This is a genomic window from Stieleria sp. (genome assembly GCF_041595215.1).
GTDB lineage: Bacteria > Planctomycetota > Planctomycetia > Pirellulales > Pirellulaceae > Stieleria > Stieleria magnilauensis.
The window spans coordinates 1-11,051 of sequence record NZ_JBFHKV010000157.1; the positions used below are offsets into that span (position 1 = coordinate 1).

At 59.1% G+C, this 11,051-nt stretch carries 13 protein-coding genes; 1 reads left to right on the plus strand and 12 read right to left on the minus strand.

The genetic code is table 11. The features are described 5' to 3' along the window. Positions 1–70: 70 nt before the first annotated feature. The 12 genes from ABX749_RS08525 to ABX749_RS08580 form a co-directional block, all read right to left on the minus strand. A complete protein-coding gene (locus ABX749_RS08525; RefSeq protein WP_372895605.1) occupies positions 71–832 on the minus strand; it encodes a sulfotransferase domain-containing protein in 762 nt (253 codons plus the stop codon). 41 nt (positions 833–873) lie between these two features. After that, positions 874–2,271, minus strand: coding sequence for a polysaccharide ABC transporter ATP-binding protein (locus ABX749_RS08530; protein ID WP_372895606.1), 1,398 nt, complete (start codon positions 2,269–2,271; stop codon positions 874–876). Next, positions 2,271–3,137: an ABC transporter permease gene (locus tag ABX749_RS08535; protein WP_372895607.1), complete on the minus strand. Its 867-nt coding sequence runs from the start codon at positions 3,135–3,137 to the stop codon at positions 2,271–2,273. The genes ABX749_RS08530 and ABX749_RS08535 overlap by 1 nt, the downstream gene beginning before the upstream one ends. 105 nt (positions 3,138–3,242) lie before the next feature. Then, positions 3,243–4,331 carry a glycosyltransferase gene (locus ABX749_RS08540; protein WP_372895608.1) on the minus strand — a complete coding sequence of 363 codons (1,089 nt, stop codon included), beginning with the start codon at positions 4,329–4,331 and terminating at the stop codon, positions 3,243–3,245. Beyond that, a complete protein-coding gene (locus tag ABX749_RS08545; protein ID WP_372895609.1) occupies positions 4,328–5,491 on the minus strand; it encodes a glycosyltransferase family 4 protein in 1,164 nt (387 codons plus the stop codon). Before ABX749_RS08545 ends, ABX749_RS08540 begins: the two co-directional genes overlap by 4 nt. Further along, positions 5,484–6,365 carry a class I SAM-dependent methyltransferase gene (locus ABX749_RS08550; protein WP_372895610.1) on the minus strand — a complete coding sequence of 294 codons (882 nt, stop codon included), beginning with the start codon at positions 6,363–6,365 and terminating at the stop codon, positions 5,484–5,486. The genes ABX749_RS08545 and ABX749_RS08550 overlap by 8 nt, the downstream gene beginning before the upstream one ends. Positions 6,366–6,382: 17 nt before the next feature. Beyond that, the gene (locus tag ABX749_RS08555) at positions 6,383–6,556 is read right to left on the minus strand and encodes a hypothetical protein (RefSeq protein ID WP_372895611.1); all 174 of its coding nucleotides are present in this window, start codon (positions 6,554–6,556) and stop codon (positions 6,383–6,385) included. A 110-nt stretch (positions 6,557–6,666) separates the two neighbouring features. After that, complete coding sequence (locus tag ABX749_RS08560; protein WP_372895612.1) at positions 6,667–7,014, minus strand: hypothetical protein; 348 nt, start codon at positions 7,012–7,014, stop codon at positions 6,667–6,669. Between the two features lie 268 nt (positions 7,015–7,282). After that, positions 7,283–7,903 carry a hypothetical protein gene (locus ABX749_RS08565; RefSeq protein WP_145208381.1) on the minus strand — a complete coding sequence of 207 codons (621 nt, stop codon included), beginning with the start codon at positions 7,901–7,903 and terminating at the stop codon, positions 7,283–7,285. Positions 7,904–7,917: 14 nt separating this feature from the next. Then, positions 7,918–8,457 carry a PilZ domain-containing protein gene (locus tag ABX749_RS08570; protein ID WP_372895613.1) on the minus strand — a complete coding sequence of 180 codons (540 nt, stop codon included), beginning with the start codon at positions 8,455–8,457 and terminating at the stop codon, positions 7,918–7,920. Next, positions 8,457–9,296 (minus strand): polyphosphate kinase 2 family protein, encoded by an 840-nt coding sequence (locus ABX749_RS08575; RefSeq protein WP_372895614.1) that lies wholly within the window; start codon positions 9,294–9,296, stop codon positions 8,457–8,459. The genes ABX749_RS08570 and ABX749_RS08575 overlap by 1 nt, the downstream gene beginning before the upstream one ends. Positions 9,297–9,364: 68 nt before the next feature. Continuing rightward, entirely contained in the window at positions 9,365–10,354 is a 990-nt protein-coding gene (locus ABX749_RS08580) for an ATP-binding cassette domain-containing protein (RefSeq protein ID WP_145208386.1), read from the minus strand. A gap of 131 nt (positions 10,355–10,485) precedes the next feature. Between ABX749_RS08580 and ispF the strand changes: the two genes are divergently transcribed. After that, positions 10,486–10,989 (plus strand): 2-C-methyl-D-erythritol 2,4-cyclodiphosphate synthase, encoded by a 504-nt coding sequence (gene ispF / locus ABX749_RS08585; RefSeq protein WP_372895615.1) that lies wholly within the window; start codon positions 10,486–10,488, stop codon positions 10,987–10,989. Positions 10,990–11,051: the final 62 nt, after the last annotated feature.

Below are 11,051 nucleotides of genomic sequence, written 5' to 3' on the forward strand. Positions count from 1 at the left end.
AACCCACAATCGCGTGAACGATCACTCGCTCCAAACGACTGATCCTCACTGCACATTCGCTCCCGTCCTGTCACAGCGGATAGCCGAGCTGCTGCAACGCCTCTTGATAACGCTCGTTGAACGCGGCGATCTGCTCGGCCGTCATTTCGTCTTTGTATCCCCCGCTGACTCCGCGGCGAACGAATCGTTTTTCCGCGGGCCAGAGTTTGTTGTCCCAGCCGAAGCGCCGCTCACGATCCTGCATTCGGTCGACTCGGGTGGAGTCGGCGATCGTGGCAAGTTCCGCCGTGCCCAGGTCCAATTGCATGAACGTCGCGATACGTCGCAATTGGTTCCCACAGTCAGTCTTCAAATCCTCGTAGCGGACCGTCAGAATCTCTGCGTCAAAGGGGTTCTGTTGCCAGGCGATCACGTGGCGATGCCATTCGCCCCAACGCATCTCCACCCGGCCGGCGATCATGTCGTCCAAATCGTCCGCCTCGCCGAGCGCTTCGTTGAAACTGCGATAGGAACACAGCACGTCGCGTCCGTCACGCACGATGTTCAACACCCGCTTGTAATCGGGGTGGGGTAGCGCGTGGGTTTTGAAGCACGTCGTCGGCAGGAATCGCTTGTAGAACGCCTTGTAATGAATATCTGGGACGAGTTCCTGGACCAGCGAATCGGGCGTGTGGCTCGGGTCGAGCCGATACAGCATGGCGGCGACCATCAGCTGCAGCCACGTGTTTCCCGACTTGGGATAGCCGGCGATGAAGACGTCGGAATCCTGAAACTGGTCCGTCGGAATGAACGCATCGGCGTGTCTGGCCAAAGCGTCACGCTCGGCCGTCAAGGTCTCAATCTCGGCACGTAAGATTCGTCTTGCGATTCGCTTTAAGATGATTTCGTCTCCCATTGGAAACAGGGCTGAAGCACTCCCGAACGTCTGGTGCGCTGCGCCCGGTCCAGTTCACTTTCATGAATCCTGAACTTCACCACCCCGGCTTGGTTGAATAGGTTTTCCACGTGTGGGATCCCGGCGTTGAGAGTCAGATAGTACCAGCCCGGACTGAGCAGGTGACCGGGGATCGTGCAGGTGCTGCAGTAGCGTCCCGGTGACCGGGGACCGCGACAGTCGGGGGCGTCCGAATCGTAGGCCTCCACCACCACCGGGCCTTCGCCGGACAAGATCTGGAATCCGACTCGCATCGGTGGCAGCGGTTTGCCGACGGTGTACTGGATCGTGATTTGAAAGGCCTCGTCGGGCGAAATCACATTGGATTGGTCCGTCGCGTCGTACGATGGTTGTCCCTGACCGACGACGCTGACATGCTCAACGGCGAACGCCGCCGTCGGGTCGACGGTGCCATGCCAGTGCGCCCCGGTCTCCGCCCCGGCGTTGCGTTCAAAGTAATCGCGGATCGCGTCGGAAATCGGCGCCATCGTCACCAGTTCGCCTCGATCCAAGACCACCCCTTGGCGACACAGCGACCGAACCGATCCCATGTTGTGGCTGACAAACAGAACGGTTTTCCCGCCACCGGCCGAAACCTCGCGCATGCGGCCGATGCAGCGGTTTTGGAACTCCGCATCTCCCACCGCCAGCACTTCGTCGACGACCAAGATCTCACAATCCAGGTGCGCCGCGACGGCAAACCCCAAGCGAACGGTCATGCCGCTGCTGTAACGTTTGACCGGCGTGTCGATGTACTTTGCACAGCCGCTGAACTCGATGATTTCGTCCAGTCGCGACCGGATCTCGTGTCGCCGCATGCCCAGCAGCGCGCCGTTCAAATAGATGTTTTCTCGACCGGTCAGTTCCGGCTGAAATCCGGTGCCCACCTCCAGCAAACTTGCCACACGGCCCTTCGTTTTGATCCTACCGGACGTCGGCGCGGTGATCTTGGACAGCAGCTTGAGCAGCGTCGACTTGCCGGCCCCGTTGCGCCCGATGATCCCGAGAATTTCGCCCCGTGGGACTTCGAAATCGATGTCTTTCAACGCCCAAACGTAGTCGTTTCGTCGCTTGGCTCGGCGGCCGCCGGAGACCTTTGCCGTAGTTTCATCGCGAGCGTTGTCGCCGGCGTTGTCGCTTTGCAGGTCGCCGTCGGAGCCTTCGCCGAACCCGTCCGCAACCTCGCGATCGTTGATCGTCCCGACCAACGCAAACGGGTCCGGTCTGCCGAGCAAGCGAGCTACGAAACGATGCAGGTCATGCGAGAGCGTTCCGGTACCGACCTCTCCCAATCGGTAACGTTTTGAAACGGATTCAAATCGAATGGCTGCCGACACTAGACCGAGTCCATAAAGGTTCGTTCGACGCGATTAAAAATCACCGTCGAAATCAGGAACGCAACGACCGCAAACGTCGCAGCATAGACCAAGCCGCCGATCGACACCGTGCCCGAGCCCAAGAACCCGAGACGGGTCAGCTCGAAGACCGGTGCCAAGGGGTTCCAAGCCAGCACGCCGGAGATCCCTTCGGGGATCTGTGACATCGGGTAAATCACCGGCGTCGCATACATCAGCAACTGAACCCCGAACTGCAACAGGAAGATCAGATCGCGGTACTTGGTGGTCAATGCCGAAAACAGCATCCCGAAGGCAAGCCCCAGGGTCGCCATCACAAACACACTCAACGGCAACAGCAACGCCCACGCATTGGGTGTCACCTCACCGATCGCCACAAAGTAGACCAGCAACGCCAGAAACAATCCGAACTGGATGGCGAACCGAATCAGGTTCGACGTGACAATCGACAACGGGATCAACAACCGCGGAAAGTAGACTTTGCCGAACAACGCGGCGTTATCGCGAAACACGGTCGCGGTCTTGTTGAAGCATTCGGAAAAGTAGTTCCACAGCACCACGCCCGACATGTAAAACAAAATCTGCGGGATGCCGTCGGAGGAGAGTTTGGCAATCTTGCCGAACACCAACACGTAGACGAGCGTGGTGAAGATCGGCTGAATAAAAAACCACAGCGGCCCCAAGATGGTCTGTTTATAAAACGAGACGATGTCCCGATACGTAAACAGATACAGCAGGTCGCGGTACAACCAGACTTCACGCAAACGCAAGTTGAAGACCGCGGCGTTGGGCTCGAGAATTTCATCCCAATCCTCGGAACCTAAATCGGATTCAGTTTCGATTGCCATCAGGTCCGTTGTGCAGTTCAGGAGTGAAACACGATGCTGTTTCAGCGGTGGACGCGACGCCCTTCGAAGTCGCGCGTGCCAGACCCGGTGAGTCAATCATCGAAATCACTCGGCGACCTGTCGCGACCGCAGCAGGACGGCGCGCTCGTAATCGTCCACTCGATTCGCGACGGTGAACTCCGCACGGACTCGAACATGCGCAGCCCGCCCCATAGTCTCTCGCAACGCCGCGTCCCCCGCAAGCCGATCGATGGCGGCCTGCCACTGCGACAAATCTCGCACCAAAAACCCTTCCCGTCCGTCTTCGATGAGGGTCCGATTGAAACCGACGTCCGACGCCACCGTCGGCAGCCCGCTGGCCATGTACTGAATCATCTTGGCGTTGCATTTATACGTCGACCATTCGTGGTCCTCGGGTAATGGCATGATTCCGACATCAAGCTGTCTCAGTTCCGCCGCGATGTCGCATCGATCGATGTCGATCCAGCGCAACAGGTCTTTCGTTCCCGCGTCCATGCTTTCGTGTGCCGCCCGCGCAGTAATGATATGAAACCTCAACGGTTTTTGTTCGGCGAGTTTCTCGATGGCCGGCAGGATTGCCTTGAGCAGCGCGACATTGCCCGCCGATCCGACCCAGCCGATCTTGACAGCCCCCGTCTCACCGGCGAGCGAACCTGCCGACGCGTGCTGCTCCGATTCCCACTTCGACGCGTAAACACGCTCATCCACGCACGTCGGAATGATCGAAAGCGACGGATTGTACGGTCGGATCCAATCCGCGATCGCCTGGTTTCCGGCAATCACGTGATCGCACATCGCCGCAATCCTCTTGATTTTCTCGGGAAACAACAGAAACACGGCGTCGTCGATGTCGTACACCAGCCGTCTGGCGACCCTCCGCAGTTCATGCTCCAGCACGTCATCGTCCGAGTGAAGGGCACCGGTTTCGAGGATCACACTGTCAAACGAACCGTTGGCGATGCTTCGAATTTGCCATCGACGAATCGCAACCTTCAGCGTTTGACTGACTCGCCATCCCAATAGCGGCCAATGCTCATAGCGGTTTGGGATGCACGGATAGAAACGAACGTGATGCCCGAGTTCTTCCAAACGGCTCAACAGCGGCGTGCGGAAAATGACCGAGGGGACCCCCGAACCACCATTGAAATACGCGATCCGAGCTGGTTCACTCATGGAGCGCCATCCCGCCAAAGTGATTCGTACGTGTCGACGAGCGTGGCGGCGGCGCGGTCCCACGAGAAGCGTTGCAGATTCGCTTGCATCGCCGCCGGACCGACCTGTTGCGGTCTTTCGACCGCCGCTTGAACCGCACGGGCAAGCCCTGCCGGATCATTCGCAGGATGAAAGATCGCAGCGTCACCGGCCACCTCGCGAAACACGCCGGTGTCACACAGGACCGGGATCGTGCCGTGAGATTGCGCCTCCAGAACGGGCAACCCAAATCCTTCTCCCAGACTTGGGAAAACAAAACAGGCTGATTTTCGGTAGCACTCGCCCAACCGATCGTCGCCCACCGCGCCGAGTGAAACGATTTTGTCGGCAACCCCGTGCGATCGGATGAAGGCCTGTTCCGCTGCGTCGAACGGTGCCCCGACGACAACCAACGGCAGATCATCAGGCCACTGGGGCGTTGCCAGCGCACGAACCACCGTCGAAAAGTTCTTGTACAGGTTCCGCCCGCCGACAAACAGACCATAGCGTGGCGGCAGCACATCGTCGCCGCTGTGAGGTGCGGCATCGAAATCGCCCGTGGACTCGGGGACGCTGGACGGCGACGGGGTCAGTTGCCCACGGTGGTCGGCGGCCAGGTGCATCACGGTCACCCGCCCGCGCATCGCGGGAAAGTACCGGACCAACCCTTCGGCGGCATCGTGGGAGATCGTCAGCACGTGGTCGGACTGTTCCACGCACCGCTGTTTCATTTCGCGTTGCAGCGCGAAGTCTCCCATCCAGTAAAAGTCTTCCGAAAGCATGTCATAGACGGTCGCCAGACGTTTCGGATGGTCAGACCCTACAGCCCTGCCGCGTGGATCCAGCGAGAAAAACGTCGGGTGCCAGATGTGATCGGGGAACCGGGAACGCAGACGACCGTGCAACATCGGGCGGAGCATACGCCAGACGACGTGCCGCCTGGTGACCAACTCGGGGCCGCGAACAAAACGGGCCACGTCAACTCCGGCCGGAATGTCCTGCTGTGGTGAGGCACCCACCAACAGCGTGTAATCCACCTCGCTTGTCGTTCGCGAAATCAACTCATAGAACAGCCGCCAGACGCCGATTCGCCCGCGGCCTTCAAACACCGTGCCGTCGATCAGGACTTGAGGCTTAGCCATCGGCGGGTTCAATCGGCGGTGTGTTCTGATTCGCTCCGTCGCGGTCCCAGGACTGATGCAGCCGCTGCAAGGCGAGTTGATAATCGGATTGGCGGAGTGCTTCACCGGCTTGTAATGCCGCTTCGGTTTTCGACACCGTGCCCAGACCCAATTTCGCTCTCAGCTTGTTGATAACCTGACGAATCGGCCCGGCGTCGCGGAACGGATCGCGCGTGATTCGCTCGCGTGTCAACAGATGATGCGCCACGCCGTCGGTGTACAGCGCGGCACCGAAATGATCCGCGACATATTGCAAAGACGGTTGCGTATAGAACGACACGTGTTGGCCCGTTTCAGGCAAAAAGTACCACCACTGATCCGCGGAAGTCGGCGTCGGATCGGGGACCAAGATCGTTGAAAACAGCAGCGACCTTCCCCGACCAAGCAAGTCGTCGAAGACCGTCATCGGATCCTCGAGATGCTCAAAAACTTCCCAGGCCGTGATGCAATCGAACGTTTCGTCGGTGGGGGTGTCCGCCAAGTCCACCTCAAACCCCTTGGCAAACAGACAGTCGCAATAGGCGTCGGTGTGTTGGAACGGGAACCCGCGATCGCGCATCATTCGAGTGAACACGCCATAGCCACCACCATAGTCGAGCAGACGTCGGCCGTCGGGACAAATTCGGCGCAACACCGCGCAGGCCAGTTCGACCTTCTCCGCATTGCGTTGCAACAAGCCGATGTCCAGATCCGCGATCACCTGCTGGTAGGCTTCGTCAAGCCAGTACGGCGGCTCGGTTTGAATGAACCCGGTCTGATCACAACGAGAGTAGACGACTTCGTATCGCCCCAAGACCTTCGCCGAGAATAACGGTGAACAGGGACCGCCAGTCAATCGACTTTTCGATGGGCTCACTTTTTCGCTTTGATTTCCGCCGCCTCGGCTTCCAATTTGGCGATCTCGTCTTCCAGCTCTTTCAGCTCGCTGAGGTCATCGGCTTGCTGACGCGAGCCGGCCAATTGTTGCCGCAAACTGGTCAGTTTTTTGTTGATGACGTCCAGCCGTTTCTTCTGCTTTTTGTCCACGTAGATCCTGCTTTTCAAACCGAAGTTGCGAAAGGGTGACTCGGGGTCGATTCGTCAATCGAACCCCGAGTCCTCAATAGAACTTCACCGGCGGTCGGATCGCAAGACGCTTAGAACCCGAATCCGATCGAGATCCCGCTGCGGCCGTAGCCGTAACCCGGATAACCGCCAAAGCGGACGCCCGGTCCGATGTAACCGCCATAACCCGGTCGGTAACCATAGCCCGGTCGATAGGACGAGTAGGGGCGGTACCCGGGGGCAATGTAGGGGGACACCGGAGCGCGATAGACGCCGGAGTAAACACGTGAGACGGCGACCGGGGCGCGGTAGGCGTAGCCCGAACGGACCACCGGTCGGGCAACCGAGCGACGGTAATAACAGTCCCCTGCCTGACTGGTCGATTCTGAAACGGCCAGTGAGCCGACGCAAACCGCGGCGGCGAGTAGTAGTTTGTTCATGGGAACGCTGTTCCTTGGGATTGGGAGTGACCTGGCTGGGTGCCCGCGGCGAACCCTTCGACAACGGGTAGCACCCGAATCGATGATTCCGCGTGCACATGACGGGCCAATATATCGTCGAAACGGGAAACCGCGACCATGGCGCCGGAGTCCGCACCTCCTAGACACCCTTGCTTTCCTAGACACCCTTCTCTCACGCCCCACCGCAGCCGACTTGACGCTCGACGCCGCGTGACCATGGTGTCAAAATGACGCCACCGGTGTCTCATTACCAGCCTTTCGCGCGGCCCTCGGCGTAGATCTGCGCGATGTCTTCTTCGCTGATGCCGTGAACCAACGCCATGTGCGTCACTTCGCGATCGACGACCGATCCGAGAGTTTTGTTGAGCGCTTGGCCGGCGGCTCCCCCGCTGGGAATCTTCTTGGACTTGCCGAACGAAGACGCGATCATCTGGGAGTAGTCGCGATAGATCTGTTGACGCGTCGATTCGGGCAGATTGACTTCGCGATAGTCCGTGTCGGAGGGCGTCTCGTCCAGGTTCAGATTTTCGACGACCGTGGCTTGCGTCCGGACCGGAAGCTTGGGTTTTTCAGGCTCCTCCTCGCCCCCGCCCGAAAACAGGACCAGCAGAATCAGTCCGACGACGGCCACGCCGGCGACTCCGCCGACGACCAGCCACTGCCCGATCCGGTCCTCCGAGCGGCCGTCGTCTTCGTCGTCGACCGCGGCGGATTTGGAATCGGCCCCGCGTTGTGGCTTGGCCTGCCCCGCCCCGGCTGCGGCGATTGCAAACGTTTCGCCGCACGACGCGCATCGCGTCGACGCCATCGAAGCGGGGACATTCATCGCCGCGTTGCAGCGAGGGCAGCTCACACGTTTAATCGACATCGACGGTTCCTGCGTTAAAGATCTTTGCGAAGCATCATCCAGCGACGTTGCAGATCCATCACGATGCGTCGAACCGTTGGTGGTGGATCGACGTGTTCGCCCTTGAATGCTTCGGGGAAGAACAATCCAAAACCGTTCGGCTCGATGCGTCGTACGATCGCTTCGAGTTCGATTTCCGTTTTATTCATCGACAGCCGAGCGCGAAGTTCGTCGTTGATGTCCAGGGGGATCGTGCGGTCCTTGGGGACTTCGACGAACACCCCGGTCATGCTGATGTTGGTCGGCTTGGACTCGCAACGCTCTTTGCCGGAGATCAGGGTGACGCGCAGTCCGCTGTCTTCGATCACCGGAACGCGAAACGACTCCCTGCGGTTTTCTTCTTGTGTCTGTGTCTCGGTTTCTTCCGGCGGTGAGAGCAGGTGCACGAAATCAACGAGTCCCTTGACCGTCTTGGGATCGAAGGAGACGGATTTATCGGGGTCTTCGCTGCTGGAGATCTTCAACGTTTCGCCATCATAGAAAATCTCAATGTCGCGTAGGGTGATTTCTGCCATCAGATTTTCTGGGCGTCCTTTGCTAAGTCGTACAAGCGTCGAATCTCGTCCAAGTCGACATCGACGGGAGGGAATTTTGGATCCATCTCACTCAACGTCTTGGCGACGATGGAGGAGATGGCGGCATCGCGAAACCATTTGTGGTCTGCGGGGATCACATACCAAGGGGCGTATTTGGTGCTGCAACGTTCAAATGCATCTTCATAAGCCCGACGGACGTCGTCCCATTGGTTGCGGGCCTCGTAATCGCCGGGGTTCAGTTTCCAGTGTTTGGCCGGGTTTTCCAAACGCTTTCGAAAGCGTTCTAGCTGTTCTTCGGGGCTGATGTGAAGGTAAAACTTGAGAATCCGCGTGCCGTTGGCGGCCAAATTGCGTTCAAAGTCGTTGATGATCTCGTAACGCGGGCGCCAAACGGACTCGGGAACCAGGTTTTGAACTCGGACCACCAGCACGTCTTCATAATGCGATCGGTTAAAGATCGCAACCTTGCCGCGTGCCGGGGTGCAGGAGTGGATCCGCCACAAAAAGTCATGCGCCAGTTCCACACTGCTGGGGACTTTGAACGGGTACGTTCGGCATCCCTGTGGATTCATCTTGCCCAGCACCTTGCGGATCACGCCATCCTTGCCGGCCGCATCGGGGGCCTGCAGAACGATCAACAGTGACTGCTTGGCCTCGACGTACATGCGGTACTGCAGCTCCTGGATCGTGGCGATGTTCTTTTCCGTCGCTGCGACCGCATCCGCCTTGTCCTCGAAGGGGCCTTTGGTTTTCGTTTCGCGTTTCTTCAGCGAAACCGATTCGGAGGGCTTGATGCGAAATTCTTTCTCAAAATCCATTGAGCGATCGTGGTGGCTGGAGGAGCATTGGGAAAAAATACGCTTTTTGGCGATTATGTTCAATCATTCTAGCTCGCCTGCTTCTCGCTCGTCTCCCGAAACAACCCGGCAATCACGTCTTCCAGTGGCGGATCTTCCACCGCCACGTCTTCAATCGGATGGTCGGCCAGACAGCGTGACAAGACCCGCGGGACGTCCGCCCGGGCGACCTTCAGCCGCACTTTCGGCCACGTTTCGGACAACACCTCCCCGAACGCTCGCAAGTCCGGATGATGCTCTTCGGCGAATTGCAGCGTGATGATCTTGTAGCCGGAAAACTTGTCGACGATTCCCGACAGCGAACCGTCGTACTCGATCGTGCCGCGGGCGATCACCACCACCCGCTTGCACAACGCGGCAACGTCCTTCATGTAGTGGCTGGTCAGCAGGATCGTGATCTTGCGTTTTTCTTGGTAGTAACGCAGGAATTGCTGGATGTTGTGCTGGGCGATGACATCCAACCCGATCGTCGGTTCGTCCAAAAACAGCACGTCGGGACTGTGCAGCAAGGCCGCGATCAATTCCATCTTCATCCGCTCGCCCAGCGACAGCTCTCGCACCGGCTGGCTCAGCAACGAACCGACCTCCAACAGATCCGTCAGCTCATCCATCGTGCTGCGAAACTGATCTTCCGGAACCCCGTAAATCTGTTGCTGCAACCGGTAGGACTCCTGCGCCGGCAGATCCCACCACAGTTGGTTTTTTTGCCCCATCACCAGGGCGAATCGGCGGCGATAGGCGTTTTTTCGTTGCCAGGGCACATAGCCCATCACCGTCGCATCGCCGCTGGTCGGGTCGATCACGCCGGACAGCAATTTCAGCGTCGTCGTCTTGCCGGCTCCGTTGGGTCCCAGAAACGCCACAAACTCCCCCGCCTGGACGTCCAGGTCGATTCCGCGGACCGCATGAACCTCCTGGTATTCCCGGTGAAAGAGCCCCTTGAGACTCTCCCTCAGACCTTCGCCCTTGCGATAAACGCGATAGGACTTCGTCAGGTCTCGGACTTCAATGATCGACATGGCACTCGGGTGACGCTGGAGAAAAATGACAAGCGGCGGTATTGTAGTGGCGAGATCCATTTGCCACGAGACAGCCTGTCTCACATCGTCTCCCGCTCGATCGTTCCCCGCCGCCAAATCCACGCCAATCGATGACCTCGACGCCCGCCAACGTGCCAAACCTCCGGATCGGACTGGGGTACGACTCGCATCGATTGGGGGCCGGCGGGCCGCTGCGGATCGGCGGCATCGACGTGCCGGCAGAACTGCACGCGATCGGCCACAGCGATGCGGACGTGCTGCTGCATGCAATCACCGACGCGTTGTTGGGCGCGATCTGTGCCGCCGACATCGGGCGTCTGTTCCCCGACACCAGCGACGTCAATGCGGACCGAGACAGCCGCGACTTTGTCCAAGCAGCCCTGGACAAAGTTCACCAACGCGGAATGGGAATCGTCAACCTGGACTGCGTGATCCTGGCCGAACACCCCAAAATGGCGCCACACATCGACGCCATGCGGGCCCACGTCGCCGACATGCTGGGCGTCGATGCCGATCGGGTCAGTATCAAGGCCAAGACCGGCGAAGGTGTCGGCGAAATCGGCACGGGGAAGTCCATCGCCACCCGCGTCGTCGTGTTGTTGGCCGGTCGCTGAGCGGGGCAAACGACCGAGTGCTGGGGCCCGTAGGCTCGCGCCAAACGGCTGATCATCGTTTG

Coding starts and splice junctions, on each gene's coding strand:
- ABX749_RS08535 (WP_372895607.1), bottom strand. CDS start 3,137: ATGGCAATCGAAACTGAATCCGATTTAGGTTCCGAGGATTGGGATGAA.
- ABX749_RS08540 (WP_372895608.1), bottom strand. CDS start 4,331: ATGAGTGAACCAGCTCGGATCGCGTATTTCAATGGTGGTTCGGGGGTC.
- ABX749_RS08545 (WP_372895609.1), bottom strand. CDS start 5,491: ATGGCTAAGCCTCAAGTCCTGATCGACGGCACGGTGTTTGAAGGCCGC.
- ABX749_RS08560 (WP_372895612.1), bottom strand. CDS start 7,014: ATGAACAAACTACTACTCGCCGCCGCGGTTTGCGTCGGCTCACTGGCC.
- ABX749_RS08565 (WP_145208381.1), bottom strand. CDS start 7,903: ATGTCGATTAAACGTGTGAGCTGCCCTCGCTGCAACGCGGCGATGAAT.
- ABX749_RS08570 (WP_372895613.1), bottom strand. CDS start 8,457: ATGGCAGAAATCACCCTACGCGACATTGAGATTTTCTATGATGGCGAA.
- ABX749_RS08575 (WP_372895614.1), bottom strand. CDS start 9,296: ATGGATTTTGAGAAAGAATTTCGCATCAAGCCCTCCGAATCGGTTTCG.
- ABX749_RS08580 (WP_145208386.1), bottom strand. CDS start 10,354: ATGTCGATCATTGAAGTCCGAGACCTGACGAAGTCCTATCGCGTTTAT.
- ispF (WP_372895615.1), top strand. CDS start 10,486: ATGACCTCGACGCCCGCCAACGTGCCAAACCTCCGGATCGGACTGGGG.